The 19553-nt window shown below is 68.6% G+C and carries 14 protein-coding genes; 8 read left to right on the top strand and 6 right to left on the bottom strand.

Annotated features, from left to right (window positions below; genetic code table 11):
* Nucleotides 1-106 precede the first annotated feature (106 nt).
* From ACIRG5_RS31750 to ACIRG5_RS31735, 4 genes are read left to right on the top strand one after another with little or no spacing between them, the layout of a single operon-like run.
* A complete protein-coding gene (locus tag ACIRG5_RS31750; RefSeq protein WP_402911474.1) occupies nt 107-1111 on the top strand; it encodes an adenylate cyclase in 1005 nt (334 codons plus the stop codon).
* A gap of 2 nt (nt 1112-1113) precedes the next feature.
* Nucleotides 1114-2094: a hypothetical protein gene (locus ACIRG5_RS31745; RefSeq protein ID WP_402911471.1), complete on the top strand. Its 981-nt coding sequence runs from the start codon at nt 1114-1116 to the stop codon at nt 2092-2094.
* Nucleotides 2094-3314, top strand: coding sequence for an adenylosuccinate synthetase (locus tag ACIRG5_RS31740; protein ID WP_402911468.1), 1221 nt, complete (start codon nt 2094-2096; stop codon nt 3312-3314). The genes ACIRG5_RS31745 and ACIRG5_RS31740 overlap by 1 nt, the downstream gene beginning before the upstream one ends.
* A complete protein-coding gene (locus ACIRG5_RS31735) occupies nt 3265-3909 on the top strand; it encodes an NUDIX hydrolase (protein WP_402911465.1) in 645 nt (214 codons plus the stop codon). Before ACIRG5_RS31740 ends, ACIRG5_RS31735 begins: the two co-directional genes overlap by 50 nt.
* On the opposite strand, the gene ACIRG5_RS31730 is transcribed toward ACIRG5_RS31735, so the two are convergent.
* From ACIRG5_RS31730 to ACIRG5_RS31710, 5 genes are all read right to left on the bottom strand, one after another.
* Nucleotides 3884-5083, bottom strand: coding sequence for a M1 family metallopeptidase (locus ACIRG5_RS31730; RefSeq protein ID WP_402911462.1), 1200 nt, complete (start codon nt 5081-5083; stop codon nt 3884-3886). The two genes, ACIRG5_RS31735 and ACIRG5_RS31730, sit on opposite strands and share 26 nt — an antisense overlap.
* Nucleotides 5080-8817 carry a Pls/PosA family non-ribosomal peptide synthetase gene (locus ACIRG5_RS31725; protein WP_402911459.1) on the bottom strand — a complete coding sequence of 1246 codons (3738 nt, stop codon included), beginning with the start codon at nt 8815-8817 and terminating at the stop codon, nt 5080-5082. Before ACIRG5_RS31725 ends, ACIRG5_RS31730 begins: the two co-directional genes overlap by 4 nt.
* A gap of 100 nt (nt 8818-8917) precedes the next feature.
* Entirely contained in the window at nt 8918-10687 is a 1770-nt protein-coding gene (locus ACIRG5_RS31720) for a DUF4153 domain-containing protein (RefSeq protein WP_402911457.1), read from the bottom strand.
* Nucleotides 10688-10935: 248 nt separating this feature from the next.
* Nucleotides 10936-11934, bottom strand: coding sequence for an ATP-binding protein (locus ACIRG5_RS31715; protein ID WP_402911455.1), 999 nt, complete (start codon nt 11932-11934; stop codon nt 10936-10938).
* The gene (locus ACIRG5_RS31710) at nt 11931-12620 is read right to left on the bottom strand and encodes a response regulator transcription factor (protein ID WP_402911453.1); all 690 of its coding nucleotides are present in this window, start codon (nt 12618-12620) and stop codon (nt 11931-11933) included. The genes ACIRG5_RS31715 and ACIRG5_RS31710 overlap by 4 nt, the downstream gene beginning before the upstream one ends.
* Nucleotides 12621-12704: 84 nt before the next feature.
* On the opposite strand from ACIRG5_RS31710, the gene ACIRG5_RS31705 reads away from it, so the two are divergent.
* Nucleotides 12705-14888, top strand: a complete 2184-nt coding sequence (locus ACIRG5_RS31705) for an ATP-dependent RecD-like DNA helicase (RefSeq protein WP_402911451.1) — start codon at nt 12705-12707, stop codon at nt 14886-14888.
* Here ACIRG5_RS31705 and ACIRG5_RS31700 read toward each other — a convergent pair.
* A complete protein-coding gene (locus tag ACIRG5_RS31700; RefSeq protein WP_402911449.1) occupies nt 14870-15634 on the bottom strand; it encodes an alpha/beta fold hydrolase in 765 nt (254 codons plus the stop codon). The two genes, ACIRG5_RS31705 and ACIRG5_RS31700, sit on opposite strands and share 19 nt — an antisense overlap.
* Before the next feature lie 369 nt (nt 15635-16003).
* On the opposite strand from ACIRG5_RS31700, the gene ACIRG5_RS31695 reads away from it, so the two are divergent.
* The 3 genes from ACIRG5_RS31695 to ACIRG5_RS31685 all read left to right on the top strand — a co-directional run bounded on the left by ACIRG5_RS31695 (nt 16004) and on the right by ACIRG5_RS31685 (nt 19527).
* On the top strand, nt 16004-17281 hold the full coding sequence (locus ACIRG5_RS31695) for a M14 family zinc carboxypeptidase (protein WP_402911446.1): 1278 nt from the start codon (nt 16004-16006) through the stop codon (nt 17279-17281).
* Nucleotides 17282-17368: 87 nt separating this feature from the next.
* Nucleotides 17369-18460: a serine hydrolase domain-containing protein gene (locus ACIRG5_RS31690; protein ID WP_402911443.1), complete on the top strand. Its 1092-nt coding sequence runs from the start codon at nt 17369-17371 to the stop codon at nt 18458-18460.
* Nucleotides 18461-18462: 2 nt separating this feature from the next.
* The gene (locus ACIRG5_RS31685; protein WP_402911441.1) at nt 18463-19527 is read left to right on the top strand and encodes a serine hydrolase domain-containing protein; all 1065 of its coding nucleotides are present in this window, start codon (nt 18463-18465) and stop codon (nt 19525-19527) included.
* Nucleotides 19528-19553: the final 26 nt, after the last annotated feature.

Here is a 19553-nt window from a genome sequence, read left to right as displayed (position 1 = left end):
TCGGGGCCGGGTACCCGGCGTCTGGGGAGGGGAACACCATGAGTCGCCTCACGGGACCTCGGTCACAACCGTTGCGTTCTCGGTTTGAGTCTGCAAGACTCAAACCATGTTCACGACACCGGAGGCGCTGGAGCTGGTGGAGCGCGCCAGAACAGCCGAGGCGCTGTTCGGGCCCCGCACCACCGATCCTGACCTGCGCAAACAGGCAAAGCGCCGGTACCGTGCGCTGGCTTCGGTCCTGCACCCCGACGTGGTCGGACCGGACAACACGCGGGCGCACCGGGCGTCGGCGAACCTGACCCGCCTGCACCACGAGTGGACCCACAGCACGAGCGTCGAACTGAAGACCAGGACCGGCGTCTACCGCATCGGCGAGCCGTTCGCGGTCGGCAGCATCGCCAACCTGTACGAGGCGGACGGGCCGCAGGTGGTCAAGGTGGTGCGCAACCCGGCCCTCAACCCGCTGCTGCACGGCGAATGGCACGCCCTGCGAGAGCTGGAGCGATTCACCGACCGGAACCAGTGGTTGCGGCCCTACTATCCGCGGCTGCTCGACACGTCCGGCGATGTCGCCAAGGGCTCAAGGGCTTTCACCGTGCTGGACCCGCTCATCGACGGGTTCGTGACGCTCGCGGACGTGAAGCGTGCGTACCCGCACGGCCTGGACGGGCGCGACTACGCGTGGATGCATCGCAGGCTGCTCAAGGCGTTGGCCGGCGCGCATCAGATCGGGCTCGTGCACGGGGCTGTGACCGCCGAGAACGTCATGGTGCACCTGGGACAACACGGGATCGTGCTGGCCGGCTGGTCGTTCGCCGTCGAGAACAACCAGCGGCTCCTCGCGACCAGCAGGACCATCGGCTACCCGCCGGAAGTTGCGGCAGGAGAACTGGTCACGGCCGCGACGGATGTCCACATGGCACACACGATGATGCTCGATCTCCTGAAACACGAAGAACATCGGCAACAAGCCTTCGCGCGAGGCTGCCTGCAGGAACGTCCGGAACGCAGGCCTGACGCCGCCGACCTGCTGGGCGAGTACGACGACCTGCTCGAAGAACTTTACGGACCAAGGGTTTTCCGCCCGTTCGCTCTGCCAAAGGGAGAATGACCATGGGACACGGCAAGTGGGATGACAACGCCTACGCGGCAGCCAAGACCTTCCGTGCGGCCAAGGGAATCGCCGACTTCGGCTACACCGCCTCGATCAAGGGCAACCCCGCGTCGAGCTGGAAGGCGGCGCCGAGCCTCGACCCGCTCAACGTCGAGTACCGCGAGTGCCGCGACTCGCCCGACCACGCCGACTCGACGCCGATCGCGGTGCTGTTCGACGTGACGGGGTCGATGGGCGCCGTGCCGCGGATCATGCAGGGCAAGCTCGGCAAGTTGCACGGACTGTTGCAGCGCAAGGGATATCTCGCCGACCCGCAGCTGATGTTCGGCGGGATCGGGGACGCCGACAGCGATCGCGTTCCGCTGCAGGTCGGCCAGTTCGAGTCGGACAACCGCATGGACGAGCAGCTGCGGGACATCTTCCTCGAAGGCAACGGTGGCGGGCAGAAGAGCGAGTCGTACGAGCTGGCCGCGTACTTCGTCGCACGGCACGTGGTCACGGACGCGTGGCAGAAGCGGGGCCGGAAGGGATATCTGTTCATCATCGGCGACGAGCTGAACAAGCCGCGGCTGGAAGCCAGGCACATCCGCCGGATCATCGGCGACGACGTCAAGCAGGACATCGACCCCGTGTCGGTGTACCGCGAGCTCGCCCGCAAGTGGCACGTGTACTTCATCCTGCCCAACCAGTCGTCGTACTTCAACGACGACTCCATCGGTGAGCACTGGCGGACGATCCTCGGGCAGAACTTCCTCAAGCTGGACGATCCCGGCGCGGTGTGCGAGCTGATCGCCGCGACGATCGGCATGGAGGAACGGGTGGTGGATCTCGACCAGGCCCTGGTGGACCTCGCCGAGATCGGGTCGGTCGCCGAGAGCAGGGCGGTCGGCAAGGCGCTGGTCGCCGTCGGCGGCGCGGCACGCTCGATCACCGCCGCGCCGCTGGGCATCGACGGCCCCGATGACGTGGCGCTGAGCTGATGAACGACCACGTGATCGTCGTCGGGCTGGGGTTCGGCGACGAGGGCAAGGGGGCCACCGTCGACGCGCTGTGCGCCGACGGGTCGGTGTCCACCGTCGTGCGGTTCAACGGGGGAGCGCAGGCCGCGCACAACGTGATCGCCGACGGACGGCACCACACCTTCAGCCAGTTCGGGTCCGGCACGCTCGCGGGCGTGCCGACCTGGCTCTCCCGCCACGTGCTCGTCGAACCGATCGCGCTGGCGACCGAGTCACGCGAACTGGAGGCGCTGGGCGTCGCCGACCCGCTCTCGCTGATGTCGATCGACGCTCAGGCGCTGCTCACCACCCCGTTCCACGTGGCCGCGAACCGGGCCCGCGAGAACGCACGGGGCAAGGATCGCCACGGTTCGTGCGGCAAGGGAATCGGCGAAACCGTCTGGTACGGGCTGCTGGAGGGGACGACCAGGGGAGTGGTCGTCGAGGGGCAGGAGGTCATCGGCGAGCCGGGTCCGGCCCCGGCCGTCGGTGACTGCCTCGATCCCACCACGTTGAGGCGCAAGCTGGACGCGCTCGCCAGGTTCTACGAGCCGCTGATCGGCGACGGCGTCGGCGTGGACGAGCTGGTCATGCTCTACCGCTCGTTCGCGGACGCCGTCCGGATCACGAGCGCGGACGAGGCCGGGCGGCTCGCCGACGCCGGAAGGCTCGTTTTCGAGGGTGCACAAGGCGTTCTGCTGGACGAGACCTACGGCTTCCACCCGCACACGACCTGGTCCACCACCACGCCACGCAACGCGCGTGAGCTGCTTCAGGGACGCCCGGCCCGCGTCATCGGCGTGATCAGGACCTACCAGACACGGCACGGCGCGGGCCCGCTGCCGACCGAGGACCAGGCCGTCCTCGACCGGTTCCCGGAGGCGCACAACGGCACCGGGGAGTTCCAGGGTGCCTGGCGGGCCGGCCACCTGGACGCGAACCTGTTGCGCTACTCCGTCGATTGCTGTGGGGGTATCGACGGCTTGGCCGTGACGCACCTGGACGCTCGTGGCTTGAAGGTGGCCACGGGTTCGAGCCTGGACGACCTTCCCGATCCCGTGGCCTTCCTGGAGGACCTGCTAGATGTCGATGTGCTCGTCACCGGCGCGGGGCCGACCAGGGCGGACTACGTGGTGCGGGACAATCCACGACATGATCGAGTCGACGTTGGTGTCGGTGGACGTGATCGTGCTCCGGTTTGATCCGGACGCACGTGCGGTGCTCGTGGGGGTGGCGTCGCGCGCGCAGGAGCCGTTCGCGGGCCAGTTGGCGCTGCCCGGCGTGCTGCTGGGCAGGGGTGAGCGGCTGCGCGACGCGACCACGAGAGCCGTCACGGGCAAGCTGGGCCTCGCCGCGGAGTCCGTGACGGCGACCGGTCAGCTCGCCACGTTCGACGAGCCTTCCCGCGACCCGCGCGGCCCGACGTTGTCGATCGCGCTGTGGGCCACGGTGACCAGGCCGACCGGTGACGTGGCGGTCTGGAGCCGGTTCGACGCCGTGCCCGCGCTGGCGTTCGACCACGACCGGATCGTCGCCGACTGCCGGCCGCTGCTGGCGGACAAGCTCTGGCGGGACGTGCCGTTCACGGCGGGCCTGCTCGGGCCCGAGTTCACCACGGCGCAGGCGCTCGACGTGACCGAGTCCCTGACCGGCGACCGGCCCTATCCCGCCAACCTGGGCCGCACGATGGACCGCGTGCCGGGCCTCGCCCGCACCAGCCAGCACGCGTCGGCGCTGCCCAAGGGAGGCCGTCCGCCGCTGGTGTGGAGGTTCAGCGCAGGGGAAGCTCCGGCTTGAAGAGCCAGCGGGTGAGCAGGTCCCGATGTCCGGCCAGTGCGAGGAAGTCCTCGGTCGTCACCACGCCGTGCCGGTTGCGGGCACACCACTCCCGCAGCAACGCGAAGAACGAGTCGTCGCCCATCTCGCGGCGCAGGGCGTGCAGCGTCAAGGCTCCGCGCTTGTAGACCCTGTCGTCGAACCAGTCGGCGCGTGGTGGCCGTCCGATCACGAGGTTCTGCGGCAGGCGCCTCAGCAGATCCCGTGCGCTGGCAGCACAAGCGTCGGCGGAACGGCCGCCGGAAGCCTCGGACCACAACCACTCCGAATAGCAGGCGAAGCCCTCGTTCAGCCAGATGTGCTCCCACGCGGCGATCCCGACCGAGTTGCCGAACCACTGGTGCGCCAGTTCGTGCGCCACCAGCCGTTCCGAACCCCGGCGCCCGTCGACGTGGTTGGCGCCGAACGTCGAAAGCCCTTGCGCCTCAACGGGAACGTCCAGCGCGTCATCGGTCACCACGACCGAGTAACGTGCGAACGGGTAGGGTCCGAACAACGACGAGAACAGCTCGATCATGGCGTTCTGGCGGCCGAAGTCGTGTGCGACGAGCCTGCGCAACCGCGCCGGCGCCCACACGTCCGGCAGCGCCTCGACGTACTGTCCGATCTGGACGGTCGCCAGGTAGGTCGCCATCGGCGCGGCCATCGAGTACGTCCACTTGGTCGTGCTGCCGGATACCTTGCCGTCGACCAGCACCCCGTTGCACACCACCGTGTACGGCGAGGGCGCGACCACTTCCAGGTGGTACGAGGCCTTGGAGGAGGGATCGTCCAGGCACGGGAACCACGACGGCGCACCGATCGGCTGCGACGCCACGATCGACCCGTCCGTGAGCTCGTCCCAGCCGAGATCGCCCCACTCCGGCGTCGAGACCGGCACGGGCGTGCCCGAGTACCGGACCTCGACCGAGAAGGCCCCGCGCACGGCCGCACGGATGTTCAGCACACCGCCTGAATGCCCGTAGCGCGCCGGTTTGCCGTTCACCAGCACCTTCGCGATCCGCAGTGGACCGAAGGACAGCGAGAACGACGACAGCGAAGTGCAGGAAGCCTGCAGCACCGCGCGCCCGGACAGGCGCGCGGAATGCGGCTTGTAGTCAAGCTCTAATGCGTAATGATGTACGGAGAAGCTCATGTCCACGCGGAGATCGGGTTGCCCAGCCAACGGGTTCCCGACGGTACATCCTCTCCGCGCATGACGAGCGAGGCGGGTCCGATCGTCGTGTGAGCGCCGACGGACGCGCCGGGCAGCACGATGCCGTGCGGGCCCAAAGTAGCGCCCTCCGCGAGTGAAACCCGGTCCATGCGCAGGATCCGGTCGTGGAACAGGTGCGTCTGCACGACGCAACCGCGGTTCACCGACGCGCCGGCGCCCAGCGACACCAGGTCCGCCTCGGGCAGCCAGTACGACTCGCACCACACGCCACGGCCGACCGACGCGCCCAGCGAGCGCAGCCACAGGTTCATCAGCGGCGTGCCACCGGAGAACCCGATCAGCCACGGCACCGCGAGCACCTCGACGAACGTGTCCGCGAGCTCGTTGCGCCACACGAACGCCGACCACAGCGGGTACTCACGCACCTTGAAGCGGCCCACGAGCGTCCACTTGGCGATGACGGCCACCAGGCACGCGGCCACACCGGCGCCCAGCAGCACGACGCCGGCCCACCAAAGCCCGAACTCCTTCAACGCGAACAGCACGAGCACGACGAGAGCCACGTTCAGCATCACCGGGACGAACCGGCACAGCTCGACCAGAGCCCGCGCCCACATGAGGCGCTTGGGCGGGTTGAACGTGCGCGACTGGTCCGACACCTCGGCGGAGCGCGGCAGCTTCATCGGCGGCATGCCCAGGTACGACGACCCGGCCTTGGCCCGCTTCGGCGCCGCCGACAGCACGCCGACGAGTCCGCCCTTCGGCACGTTGCGGCCGGGGGCGGTCATGCCCGAATTGCCCAGGAAAGCCCGCTTGCCCACGCGGGCCGTGGCGATGCGCAGCCAGCCGCCGCCAAGCTCGTACGTCGCGACCATCGTGTCGTCGGCCAGGAACGCTCCGTCGCCCACTCGGGTCATCTTCGGCAGCGCGACCACGGTGGACGCCTCGACGTTGCGGCCGACCTTCATGCCGAGCAGCCGCAGCCACACCGGCGTGAACAGCGACGCGTACAACGGGAACAGGGCCGTGCGCGCGTTGTTCATCAACCGCTCTGTGGTCCACGCCGCCCACGCCACGCGGCTGTGCACGGCGTAGTAGCCCTCGCGCATGCCGATGCCCAGCAGCCGCACGGCGACCAGCACGATCAGCGCGTACGAGCCGAACCAGATCGCGGACGCGACCGGCACGTCCCACAGCGCCGAGGTCAGGGAAACGGGCCTGCGCAGCACGTAGAGCAGGGCCGGAGCGGCCGCCAGCAGCGGCAGCACGGCCAGCAGGCCGGACGAGACGCCGTACATCAGGTTCCAGAAGCGCGACCGCGTGGGACGGCGCGACGGGAACGAGCGCGACGCCTTGCCCTCACGGGTGGCGGGCACGCCTGACCAGCGCTGACCGGTCGGCACGGACCGAACGACACCCGAACCGGGCGCCACCTCGGCCTTCTTGCCGATCCGGGCGCCGGGGAACAGCGTGCTGCGCGCACCCACGGTCGCGCCGGCGCCGATCCGGATGCGGCCGATGCGCAGCCTGTCGCCGTCCAGCCACCAGCCGGACAGGTCGACCTCGGGTTCGACGGCGGCGCCGCGCCCGACCTTCAGCATGCCGGTGACCGGCGGCAACGAGTGCAGGTCGACGCCGGGTCCGATCTTCGCGCCCAACGCCCGCGCGTAGTGCGTGACCCAGGAACCGGAAAGTTCGGTGGCGCGCGACATCCGCGCCAGCATCTCGGCGGTCCACAGTCGCAAGTGGACGGATCCACCACGCGGGTACTCGCCGGGCTTCACACCGCGCAGCAGCAGCCGCGCGCCGCCGGCGGAGATCGCCAGCCGTCCGGCGGGGCTCAGGAACACCACGAAACCGGCGGCGACCCACCACCACGACACGGAGGTCCAGCCCAGCACGTTCGACAACGCCGTCAGCCCCACGACCCAGCGCGCGCCGGAGATCGTGAGCAGCGGGATCATCAGCAGCGTCTGCACCACGCCGGTCCAGCGCGGCGTCGGCGCGACCTCGTGTACCTCAGCGGTGGAGCCGTACGACTCCAGACGGCGGGCCAGCTTGTACAGCGTCGGATTCTGGTAGACGTCCTGCACCGACGTGCTCGGGTACCGCGTGCGGATCATCGAGACGAGCTGCGCGGCGCCCAGCGAGCTGCCGCCGGACGAGAAGAAGTTCGCGCCTTCGGAAGCGGGACCGGAGCCGAGCACGGCGGCCCACTGCTCCGCGAGCCAGCCTTCGAGACCGGAGAACACCACGCCCGCGGTGTCCATCGACGCCAGCGGCCACGGCAGCGCGGCACGGTCGACCTTGCCCGACGTGCGCGTCGGCAGCGTCTCGACGACGGCGATCAACGGGACGAGAGCGGCAGGCAGTTCGCCGCGCAACTGCTCGACGGCGGCTTCCTGGTCGAACTCGCCGTCGACCACCACGTAGCCGACGAGGATCTGGTTGCCGCCGCGAGTCGTGCGCACGGCAGCGGCGGCACCGGCGATACCGGGCAACGCGGCCAGCGCGGAGTCCACCTCGCCGAGCTCGATCCGGCGGCCGCCGAGTTTGATCTGCTCGTCCGCGCGGCCGAGGAAGACGAGGCCCTCCGGCTCGGCGCGGACCATGTCGCCGCTGCGGTACGCGCGGTCCCAGCCCATCGACGGCAGCGGCGCGTACTTCTCCGCGTCCTTGGCTTCGTCCAGGTAGCGCGCCAGGCCGACGCCGCCGATCACCAGTTCGCCGGACTCGCCCATCGGCACGACCTCGCCCTGGGCGTCGACGACGACGAGGTCCCAGCCGTCCAGCGGCAGGCCGATGCGCACGGGACCGGTGCCGTCCATCCGGGCGGCGCAGGCGACGACGGTCGCTTCCGTCGGCCCGTAGGTGTTCCAGACCTCGCGGCCGTCCACGGCGAGCCGCTCGGCCAGTTCTGGCGGGCAGGCCTCGCCGCCGAAGATCAGCAGCCGCACGTCGTCCAGCGCCTCGACGGGCCACAGCGCGGCCAGCGTCGGAACCGTGGACACGACGGTGATCTCCTGCTCGACCAGCCACGGACCCAGGTCCATGCCGGTGCGCACCAGCGAACGCGGCGCGGGCACCAGACAGGCGCCGTAACGCCACGCGAGCCACATCTCCTCGCAGGAGGCGTCGAACGCGACCGAGAGCCCGGCGAGAACGCGGTCCTCCGGCCCGATCGGCTCGTCCCGCAGGAACAGGTGCGCCTCGGCGTCCACGAACGCGGCGGCGCTGCGGTGCGTGACGGCGACGCCCTTCGGCTTACCGGTCGAACCGGACGTGAAGATGATCCACGCGTCGTTGTCCAGACCGGGTTCGCCGGGCACGCCGAGCGTGGTGCCGTGCGGCACAAGGGATCGGCCCTCGCCGAGCACGGCACTCACTTGTGCCTCACCGAAAACGAGTTCGGCGCGCTCGTCCGGGTCCTCGAAGTCGACGGGCACGTAGGCCGCGCCGGCCGCGAGGGTCGCCAGGATCGAGACGTAGAGGTCGACGGTCCCGGACGGCACGCGAATGCCGACCCGGTCGCCGACCCCGACGCCTTCGGCGTTGAGTTTTTCGGACAGTTCCTGAACTTCGGTGATCAGTGCGCGGTACGTCAGCGCGGTGGTGCCGTCGTCGACGGCCAGCGCGTTCGGGTGCTTCTCGGCACTCGCGCGCAGGATGTCCAGGAGGGTGCGCGGTGTGGGCGCATCGCCTGCGGTGAACATCGATCGAAGGACAACGGGTTCAGCCGCGATCGTCACGTCAGCGTCACTTCTCACCCTCTCGGCAACTGGTAGCTGACCAACTTTACAGCCACGTAACGGACTACCTCTCTCCGGAGTACGCACCCTCACAGGTGACCTCAGTCACCGCAACACTTTCGAGTGACTTCCTTGCGTTGTGGCGCGCGAGGTTCCACTCCCGCCAGTCCTGCTCGACGGTGCGATTCTTCATCCACCGCAAGGCACACGAGCGTTCATACGCGGGCAACCGGACCAACGCCGGCACCGCGTCCTCGGACAGCTGTGACAGGTAGTAGGTGTCGATCTTCTGCGTCGCCTCGAACCGCGACACGTTGTAGTCGGCGACCACCCGTTCGGGGTTCATCGCCACCACCGCGAGGAAGAAGGCCGCGCCGGTCGCGACGACCGCCTTCGGCAACCAGTTGGCGCGCAACGAGATCCCGCTCGCGATCACCATCAGGTACACCACGGCCAGCCACACCTCGCACGAAATGACGAGCAGCCGCAACACCGTCCAGCCATACGCCTGCTGGTAGAACCACATGCGACTCAAGGCACTCGCCACGATGACCAGCGTCAGAACAGCCAGTGAACCGAGCAACACCCGCAGCCACAACTGTTCTTGCTTCGTCTTCTTCACGGCGAACCGCGCGACACCGGCGATCACGCCGAGCGTGAGAACGGCGACCCACAGCAGCTGCCAGAAACCGGTCCGCGCGTACTCGGCGAACGTCACGCCCGCCGTCTTCATCACGTAGGCCTCGCCACCGAACAGAACCGCGAGCTGCGTCCCCACGAACCCGGTGAACAGCAACACGAGCACGCCGACGGGCAACCCGTAGTCCTTGAGCTGCAACGTCCCGGGCTTGCCCTCCACGTCCTCGTTCATCTGCGGAGGCGCCGCCACGAGGTAGCACGCCCCCAGAGCACCAAGCGCCGCAACAACGCCGTAGAACGTCTTCTGCACGTAGACGCCGACTTCGAGATCCGGCACGAGGCCTTCGAGGAAGTCGTTGAAACTCTTGTCCGCCCCGGCCAGCAACGACCCGAAGACCAGCAACAACACCAACGCCACACCAACGGAGACGAACGGCCGGATCCCGATCGGCCCCCGCCTGCGGAACCCCTTGGCAACCCACGGAATGGACCGCAACCCGCCCAGCCCCACGCCCAAAGCGCCGAACACGAGGCCCTTGACCGTCTTGCCTCCGGCCATCGCGATCGACCCGCACAGCATCGACGCCATCAGGCTCAGCGGGAACACCCACTCCGCGGCCCTCAAGAAGCCCATCGCGAGGAAGGCCAGCGCGCCCGCCAGCCACAGCGCCCGCTCGACGGTCGGCTTGCCCGCGTAGAACAGGACCCCGTCGATGCCTGCCAGCCCGGCGAGGAACCAGCCGATGCCGTTGTTCGGCACGGCGAGGAACGCGCCGGCCAGGCCTGCGATCAGGCCCGCGACCAGGGCTTTGCCGGGCGCGCCGGTCGTGGGTGGCCGCCACCAGGGCAGGAACGGGAGCCCCGGGGTAGCCATGGCGGCCGTTGCGGCGGGGTAGCGGGGCGGACCCTGCCACGGGGACGGCGGGGGCAGGGTGGCGGTGACGACCTGCGCGGGCTGGGAGGACTTCGCGGGCTGGGAGGGCTGCGTGGGCTTCGGTGCTTCCGCGGCCTTGGGCTCTCCAATGGCCCCGGCAGCCTTCTCGCCGCCCGGCTGATCTTGTCGGACCTCCTGAGTAGGTTGAGTCGCAGGGGTTCCCAGCTCGGGGGTACCCCTGCGTGAGCCTGCCTCGGCCTTCTCCGCGGCGACGTTCTCAGCGGCCTCCTTCCCGGGCTTCTCCTCGGTCTCCTGTCCCATCTCCTCCGCAGGCTCCGGCGAGCCCCCAGCGCCCGCCGGCTCCCCCTCCCCGGAAACGGGCCGATACCCGACCTTCCGGAAGTTCCGGTACTTCGGCCGCCCAGCGGCCTTCTCCCTAGGCGTCTCAGACGAGTCAGCCGATGGCGTCGAGTCAGTCATGTCTCTCTCCCAAGCCCGGAAACGGGCGTGCTTCACCGTCACACCGCCCAGCGGTGCGAACGAGGTCAGGCGAAAAGTCAGCTACAAGGTCAGCGAGGCAAAGTCACCCGGATGCACGACCCGGGATCCACCACGGCGATCGTCCCGCCGTGCAGGTCCACCACCCACCGGGCGATGGCGAGCCCGAGCCCGGTCCCGCCACCGCCCGCCCTCTCCCCTCGGGTGAACCTCTCGAAGATCCGTGACCGCTCGGCCGGCGCGATTCCCGGCCCTTCGTCCCGGACCTCCAGCACCACAGCACCCACGGACGCGTACCCGGACACGGACACCAACCCCCCGGTGGGTCCGTGCCGGGCGGCGTTGTCCACCAGGTTCACCAACACCTGGTGCAACCGCTCCCCATCAGCGAAAACAGTCAGATCCCCGGCAACGTCGATCGAGAACGAGGCAGCGGGAGCCGCCACCGCGGCCTCCGCCACCACATCGGCCGCCAGAGACGACACCGACAGCGTCTCCCGCTTCAGCGACAGCACCCCGGCATCGATCTTCGACAGGTCCAGCAGCTCGGTGACCAGCCGCCCCAGCCGTTCGGTCTGGGCCAACGCGGTCCGCATGGTCGCGGCATCGGCAGACGCCACCCCGTCGACCACGTTCTCCAGCACGGCCTGCAAGGCGGAGATCGGTGTTCGCAGCTCATGCGACACGTTCGCGATCAACTCCCGCCGCTGCTGGTCGGCCGCGGCGAGATCGGCCGCCATCACCGTGAACGCCTCCGCCAGCTGCCCGACCTCGTCAGAAGACGTGGCACGCACCGACCGCGAGTAGTCCCCCGAGGCCATCGACCGGGCAGCGGACGTCATCTCCCGCAACGGCGAGGTCATGCCGTGCGCGAGCAACTGCGAGGTCAGCAGCCCCAGCACCAGAGCGATCAAAGTGGTCCGAGGCGGCAACCACCCGGTCACGTAACGGAAGTAGGCGAACGACACGCAGCCGGACACCACAATCACGATCCCGAGCTTGAGCTTGATCGACCGCACCGAGTCCAGCGGACGCGGCAGCAGGTCCAGCAGATCCAGCAACCGCTTCACGAAGACACCCGCCGGCTAGGCACCTCCAGCGCGTACCCCACCCCGTGCACGGTCCGGATCAGGTCGGCGCCGAGCTTGCGCCGCAACGCCTTCACGTGCGAGTCGACCGTCCGCGACGAAGCTCCCTCGTGCCACCCGCACGCCTCCGCCAGCAGCCGTTCCCGGGCCTGCACGGCGGAGGGCCGCTCAGCCAGGAACACCAGCAGGTCGTACTCGGTGGGCGTCAGATGAGCCTCGACGCCGGAACGGGACACCCGGCGCGAAGACAGATCGATCAGCAGGTCACCGAGCTCCAGCGACTGCGACGACACCGCCCGGGACACGCGCCTCAGCAACACGTGCACCCGCGCGGCCAGTTCGCGCATCGAGAACGGCTTCGTCAGGTAGTCGTCGGCCCCCACGGCGAGCCCGACCAGCAGATCGGTCTCGTCGCCCCGAGCGGTCAGCATCAGCACCGGCACCGAACGCGACGCCTGGATCCGCCGGCACACCTCGAGCCCGTCGAACCCCGGCAGCATCACGTCCAGAACCACCAGGTCAGGCACAAAAGACGCGGCCAAAGCCACCCCGGAGGGCCCGTCATGAGCCACCGCCACCACGAAGCCCTCCGCACGCAGCCGCACGGCCACGGACTCGGCGATCGTGATGTCGTCCTCCACGACGAGCACCCTGCGCTGACCTGTCATGCCGGCGACTTTATGGGTATGTCGTGGAGGACGCCGGGACAAGTTGTGAAGATCGTGTGCAGACCCGCGCTGTAGGTTCGCACCATGAACGTCCTCGAAGCGGTCCTGGAGAGGATCACGTACGCCAACGAGGACAACGGCTACACCGTCGCCAAGGTCGACACCGGCCGAGGTGACCTGGTCACGGTCGTCGGCGCGCTGCTCGGCGCGCAGCCCGGCGAGTCGATCCGCATGCGCGGCACCTGGGGCTCGCACCCGCAGTACGGCAAGCAGTTCCACGTCGACGACTACACGACGATCCTGCCCGCGACGATCCAGGGCATCCGCCGCTACCTCGGCTCCGGCCTGATCAAGGGCATCGGCCCGGTGCTCGCGGACAAGATCGTCACCCACTTCGGCGTCGACGCGCTGGACGTCATCGAGAACGCGCCGGAACGCCTGATCGAGGTCCCGAAGCTCGGCCCGAAGCGCACCAAGCTCATCGCGGACGCGTGGGAGGAGCAGAAGGCCATCAAGGAGGTCATGGTCTTCCTCCAAGGGGTCGGCGTCTCCACGAGCCTCGCCGTCCGCGTCTACAAGCAGTACGCGGACAAGGCCATCGACGTCGTCAGGAACGAGCCGTATCGCCTGGCCAGCGACGTCTGGGGGATCGGCTTCAAGACCGCCGACGTGATCGCGAAGGCCGTCGGCATCCCGCACGACAGCCCACAACGCGTCAAGGCCGGCCTGCAGTTCACGCTCTCCGAGGCCACCACGAACGGCAACTGCTACCTGCCGGAACAGGCCCTCATCGCCGAGGCCATCAAGATCCTCCAGGTCGACACCGGCCTGGTCATCGACTGCCTCGCCGAACTGGTCGAGGAGGAAGGCGTCGTCCGCGAGGAACTCCCGGACGACGAGATCGCCGTCTACCTGATCCCGTTCCACCGCGCCGAGATCTCGATGGCCGCGCAGCTCAAACGCCTGCTGCACGCGGACCACGACCGCATGCCGAGCTTCGCCACCGTGAACTGGGACAAGGCCCTCGCCTGGCTGGGCACCGACCTCGAAGAACACCAGTCGGCGGCGGTGAAATTAGCGCTCACCGAGAAGGTCGCGGTGCTGACCGGCGGCCCCGGCTGCGGCAAGAGCTTCACGGTCCGCTCGATCGTCCGGCTGGCCAAGGCGAAGGGGGCCAAGATCGTCCTGGCCGCCCCCACCGGACGTGCGGCGAAGCGCCTCACCGAACTGACCGGCCACGAGGCCCGCACCGTCCACCGCCTGCTCGAACTCAAGCCCGGCGGCGACGCGGCGTACGACCGCGACCACCCGCTCGACGCCGACCTCGTGGTCGTGGACGAGGCCTCGATGCTGGACCTGTTGCTGGCCAACAAGCTCGTGAAGGCCGTCCCGCCCGGCGCGCACCTGCTGCTCGTGGGCGACGTCGACCAGCTGCCGTCCGTCGGCGCGGGGGAGGTGCTCAGAGACGTGCTGGCGCAGGGAAGCCCGATCCCGAACGTCCGGCTCACTCACATCTTCCGCCAGGCCCAGGAGTCCGGCGTCGTCACGAACGCCCACCGCATCAACAGCGGCGACTACCCGATCGTCCAGGGCATGCCGGACTTCTTCCTCTTCAGCACCGACGAGGCCGAGGAAGCCGCCGCGCTGACCGTCGACGTCGTCGCGAACCGCATCCCGCGCAAGTTCCGCCTCGACCCGCGCAAGGACATCCAGGTCCTCGCCCCGATGCACCGCGGCCCGGCCGGCGCCGGCGCGCTCAACACCGTGCTCCAGGAGGCCCTGACACCGTCGAAGGACGGCCTGCCAGAGAAACGCTTCGGCGGCAGGGTGTTCAAGCTCGGCGACAAGGTCACCCAGATCCGCAACAACTACGACAAGGGCCGCAACGGCGTCTTCAACGGCACCCTCGGCGTCGTCATCGCCCTGGACCCGGTCGAGCAGAAGCTGACCATCCGCACCGACGAGGACGAGGAAGTCGACTACGAGTTCTCCGAACTGGACGAGCTCAGTCACGCCTACGCCATGACCATCCACCGCTCACAGGGCAGCGAGTACCCGTGCGTGGTCATCCCGATCACGACCAGCGCGTGGATGATGCTGCAACGCAACCTGCTCTACACCGCCGTCACGCGTGCGAAGAAGCTCGTGGTGCTCGTGGGCAGCAAACGAGCCATCGGCCAGGCCGTGCGCACGGTAGGGGCGGGCCGCCGCCACACGGCCTTGGCCCACCGCCTCCGGACGAGCCAGAACTACACCGACGTCAGGTAGTCGGTGATCAGCCGCGACCACGGCATCGCGGACTCCAGCGCGATCGCGTGCCCGCAGGCGATGTCGGAGTACTTCGATCCGGGGATGAGGTCCGAGACCTCCTTGCCCAGCTCCCGCGACAACAGCTGGTCACCGGACGCGCCGATCACCAGCGTCGGCTGCGTGATCTGCGGCAGCAGCTCGGTCAGGTCGATCTTCAGGATCAGGTCGACGTGCGCGGGGGAGCCCGTCGGCACGCTCGCGCCGATCAGCTCGGCGAAGCCCTCCGCCTGCGCGGGCGTGAGCCGGGCCAGGTACTCCCTGCTGCACATCACCGAAAGGATGAACCTCGACAGCACCGAGCGGGACCCGTCGAGCAGCGACTTCCACTCGTCGATCTTCGCCTTGGTCGCGGCGTCGATCTTGGTGAACGGCGCGCTCAGGACCAGCCCGCGCACCCGGTCCGGATGCCGGACGGCCGCCGTGGCGGCGACCGCGCAGCCCATCGAGTAGCCGGCGACGAAGAACGACTCGTGCCCGGTCTTGACCGCGACGTCCACCAGGTCGTCGGCGAGCTTCTCCAGGTCGAGAGCCCCCGACGCCTTCGGTGAGCCGCCCGAGCCGGGCAGGTCCGGCGCGATGACGGTGAAGTACTGGGTCAGGGTTCCGAGGATCGGTCCGTAGTTGGCCTGGATGCTGCCGCCCGCGCCGTGCACGAGCAGGAGAGCCGGGCCGGTGCCCTTGACGACGGTGGACAGGCCGGTCATGCGGACCCCCGAGTTTTGTCAGTCCATGCTGCGGACGATGGTCGGCTCCAGCCCCTCGTCGTCGTCCGTCAGGCAGCCGCGCCAGGGGAAGTCTTGCAGGGAGATCTCAGCGACACCGTCGTTGTACAGATGATCCATGGCTTGAACTCCCGTTTCTTCCGGTGGTCGGTTGTCTGCGAACCTCGCTGTCCGTCGAGTCGGTTTCGGCCTTGTCAGCACGATAACCGCTGCGATGCTGGGTGAAATCCTATTGATTTTCGTCACAGCGCACCAAGTGGGCGCTTTCTTCGTCCCAAGAACCGGACGGTAATCATCCGGTCGGTCGAACGGACTGGCGGTGATCAGCGGAACGGTCGATCATCGTTGATCATGAGGACCGCCGTCGCCCTGTTCGCCTGCCTTGCCCTGCTGCTGAGTCCCGCGCCGGCGCCCGCGGAAGGTCCACAAGCGACATACGTGCTGCGTGTGCCGGCGCCCAAGGGTGATTCTGCCCAACGGTTGTTGCGCCTCGGTTACGACGTGTTGGAACAGCGTGACGGCGACGACCTGTTCGTAGTGGGCGACCCGCGAACGTCGCAGAAGCTCCGCGCGGACGGTTTCCCGTCCACCGTCGAGACGGCGATGCCCCCGTCTGAACGGGCGCCGCGCTCACTCGCGGACGCGACTTATTACGGCGGTTATCGCACCATCACCGCGCAGTTCGCTCACCTGGACGAAGTCGCCCAGGCTCACCCCGATCTCGCCACGGTCGTCGACTACGGCGACTCCTGGCGCAAGTCCCAGGGCAGCGGCGGATACGACCTGAAGGCCATTTGCATAACGCGGAAAAGCCCAGGTGATTGCGCTTTGACGCCCACCGCGCCAAAGCCGCGCCTGTTCGTGATGGGGCAGCTCCACGCACGTGAAATCACCACCGGTGACATGGCGTGGCGGTTCATCGACGACCTGGTCGGCTCGGACCTCACCGCGATGCTCTCCGACCTGGAGGTCTGGGTCGTCCCGATCGCCAACCCGGACGGCGTCGAGATCGTCGAGTCCGGCGGCGACTCGCCCGTCCTGCAGCGCAAGAACGCCAACGGCACCTGCACCTCGGGCTCGCGCGGCGTCGACCTCAACCGCAACGCCGGCTCGCACTGGGGCGAGGTCGGCTCGTCCACGAACAAGTGCAGCGAGACCTACCGCGGCACGCGCGCCGACTCCGAGGTCGAGGTCCAGGCGCTGGAGTCGTTGTGGCGCAAGCTCTACCGCGACACCCGTGCACCCGGCGACACCGCGGCCGCCTCCGCCGACACGACCGGCGCCGTGATCTCGATGCACAGCTACGGCGACTACGTGCTGTTCCCGTGGGGCTGGAGCACGCAGAAGACCGGCAACGACGCGGCCCTGCGCAAGATCGCGAACGACATGGCCGCGCTGTCCGGGTTCACCGCCGGTCAGCCCGGCGAGGTGCTCTACAACGCGTCCGGCGCGACCGACGACTGGGTGTACGACGACCTCGGCGTGCCGAGTTTCGTCTGGGAGATCGGCGCGGGCTCTGGCAGGTGCGGCGGCTTCCTGCCGCCGTTCTCGTGCCAGAAGGACGCGCATTGGCCGAAAGTGCGTCCGATGCTCGTTTCGGCCATGAAGGCGGCGAAACGCCCGTACTGACGCTGAACGGAGCAGGGGACACCCCTAGGGCGCGCGTACGACTGAAGGTGGATGCGCGCTGACACCGTGGCTCGACAGGGTGTCACCATGGGGATTCGATTGGTAGCCACAGTCACCGCGACGAGCCTCCTGGCTCTGACCACGGTGGGCGTCGCGTCGGCGGACACGTCGAACGTCGACCGCTCGGTCGTCCAGCAGGCTTTGGACCAGATCACGCAGAGTGGGGCGGCTCTGGGCGTGCAGGCCAGGGTCACGGACGGACGGCAGCGCTTCACCGCCAGTTCCGGCACGGCCGAGCTGAACACCACCAAGTCGGTGCCGGAGAACGGCAGGTTCCGCGTCGGCAGCATCACCAAGACGTTCGTGTCGACGGTGACGCTGCAAATCGCCGGCGAGGGGAAGGTCGACCTGGACGCCCCGGTCGTCCGCTACCTGCCCGGCCTGATCGACGGCCGCATCACCGTCCGCCAGGTCCTGCAGCACACGAGCGGACTCTTCAACTACACCAACGCGTTGCCGCTCAACCCGGACGAGTTCGAGCAGATCCGCTACAAGCACTGGTCGCCACAGGAGTTGCTCGCTCTCTCGACGTCCAAGCCGCTCGACTTCGAGCCCGGCACGCAGTGGAACTACTCCAACACCAACTACGTCGTCGCCGGCCTGCTGGTCGAGAAGATCACCGGCAGGCCCTACGAGAAGGCCGTCGAGCAGCGGATCCTGAAGCCGTTGCACCTCAACGACACCGAGTTGCCCGGCGGCAAGGCCGGCATCAGCGGCCCGCACGCGCGCGCCTACTGGACCGTCAAGGGCCAGCCGAGCGAGATCACCCGGATGAACCCGTCGGTCGCCTGGGCAGCCGGCGAAATGATCTCCACGACCCGTGACCTGGACACGTTCGTCACGGCGTTGTCCAGCGGCAAGCTGCTCAAGCCCGCACAGCAGCAGGAGATCAGCAAGACCACGACCGTGAGCCCCGAGTACGGCCTGGGCCTGCAGGTCGAGACCCTGCCGTGCGGCACCAAGGTGTGGGGCCACGGCGGCGGCATCCCCGGCTACTCGTCGCAGCTGCTGACGACGCCGGACTCCAAGAAGCGCTTCGAGCTCAACGCCACCAGCGGGCCCACCGAGGGCAACCCAGGTGGCGCCTTCAACAAGCTCCTCACCGAGGTCTTCTGCTGATCATGAAACTGGTAGCCGCACTCACCGCGGCCACCCTGCTCGCCACGGCCGGTGTCGCCTCCGCGGCACCGGCCCGGCAGGGGGCCGTGCAGGAAATCATCGACCAGCTCACGACGTCCGGTGGCGCACTGGGCATCCAGGCGCGGATCAACGGACGCGACACCGTCCGTTCGGGCGTCGCCGAGCTGGGCTCGCGCAAACCTGTGCCGCACAACGGAACCTTCCGCGTCGGCAGCGTCACCAAGCCGTTCGTGTCGACCGTGGTGCTGCAACTCGCGGGTGAGGGGAAGGTCGAACTGGACACGCCGGTGTCGCGCCATCTGCCCGGCCTGGTGGATGACCGCATCACCGTCCGGCAGTTGTTGCAGCACACCAGCGGCCTCTACAACTACACGGACGCGTTGCCGCTCGATCCCGCAGGCTTCCCGTCGATCCGCTTCAAGACCTGGACGCCGCAGGAGCTTCTCGCGGCTTCGACGTCGAAGCCGCTCGACTTCGAGCCCGGTACGCGATGGAACTACTCCAACACGAACTACGTCGTGGCCGGCCTGCTCGTCGAGAAGGTCACCGGCAGGCCGTTCCAGCAGGCGGTCGAGCAGCGGATCCTGAAGCCGTTGCGGCTCAAGGACACCGTGCTGCCGAGGAACTCGGTGGAGGTGCCCGGCCCGCACGCGCACGGCTACTACCCCGATGCGTCCGGCAAGCCCGTGGACGTCACGCGGCTCAACCCGTCGTGGGGCTGGGCGGCGGGGGAGATGATCTCGACGACCCGTGACCTGGACACGTTCCTGACGGCCCTGCTGGCCGGAAAGCTGCTCAAACCCGGGCAGCAGAAGGAACTGACGAAGACGTCGTCGGTGAGTCCCGACTACGGCCTTGGCCTCGCGGTCGCGTCGTTGCCCTGCGGCACGACGGTCTACGGCCACGACGGCCAGATCCACGGCTACGGGACGATGATGGTCGGCACGCCGACCGGCAAGCGCCTCGAACTGTCGCTCACCGAGGCGGCCGACGGCGCGAGTCCTGGCGACGGCTACCGCAGGCTGCTGGACCAGGTGTTCTGCTGATTTTTGGGCAAAACAAAAGGGGAGCT

The sequence above is a fragment of the Lentzea sp. NPDC102401 genome, assembly GCF_044765805.1.
Taxonomy (GTDB): domain Bacteria; phylum Actinomycetota; class Actinomycetes; order Mycobacteriales; family Pseudonocardiaceae; genus Lentzea; species Lentzea sokolovensis.
The sequence above is the reverse complement of the archived record's forward strand: the minus strand, read 5'-3'. Positions and strand labels throughout refer to the sequence as shown.

Coding starts and splice junctions, on each gene's coding strand:
- ACIRG5_RS31750 (WP_402911474.1), top strand. CDS start 107: ATGTTCACGACACCGGAGGCGCTGGAGCTGGTGGAGCGCGCCAGAACA.
- ACIRG5_RS31745 (WP_402911471.1), top strand. CDS start 1,114: ATGGGACACGGCAAGTGGGATGACAACGCCTACGCGGCAGCCAAGACC.
- ACIRG5_RS31740 (WP_402911468.1), top strand. CDS start 2,094: ATGAACGACCACGTGATCGTCGTCGGGCTGGGGTTCGGCGACGAGGGC.
- ACIRG5_RS31735 (WP_402911465.1), top strand. CDS start 3,265: ATGATCGAGTCGACGTTGGTGTCGGTGGACGTGATCGTGCTCCGGTTT.
- ACIRG5_RS31730 (WP_402911462.1), bottom strand. CDS start 5,083: ATGAGCTTCTCCGTACATCATTACGCATTAGAGCTTGACTACAAGCCG.
- ACIRG5_RS31725 (WP_402911459.1), bottom strand. CDS start 8,817: ATGTTCACCGCAGGCGATGCGCCCACACCGCGCACCCTCCTGGACATC.
- ACIRG5_RS31720 (WP_402911457.1), bottom strand. CDS start 10,687: ATGGGACAGGAGACCGAGGAGAAGCCCGGGAAGGAGGCCGCTGAGAAC.
- ACIRG5_RS31710 (WP_402911453.1), bottom strand. CDS start 12,620: ATGACAGGTCAGCGCAGGGTGCTCGTCGTGGAGGACGACATCACGATC.
- ACIRG5_RS31705 (WP_402911451.1), top strand. CDS start 12,705: ATGAACGTCCTCGAAGCGGTCCTGGAGAGGATCACGTACGCCAACGAG.
- ACIRG5_RS31700 (WP_402911449.1), bottom strand. CDS start 15,634: ATGACCGGCCTGTCCACCGTCGTCAAGGGCACCGGCCCGGCTCTCCTG.
- ACIRG5_RS31695 (WP_402911446.1), top strand. CDS start 16,004: ATGAGGACCGCCGTCGCCCTGTTCGCCTGCCTTGCCCTGCTGCTGAGT.
- ACIRG5_RS31690 (WP_402911443.1), top strand. CDS start 17,369: ATGGGGATTCGATTGGTAGCCACAGTCACCGCGACGAGCCTCCTGGCT.
- ACIRG5_RS31685 (WP_402911441.1), top strand. CDS start 18,463: ATGAAACTGGTAGCCGCACTCACCGCGGCCACCCTGCTCGCCACGGCC.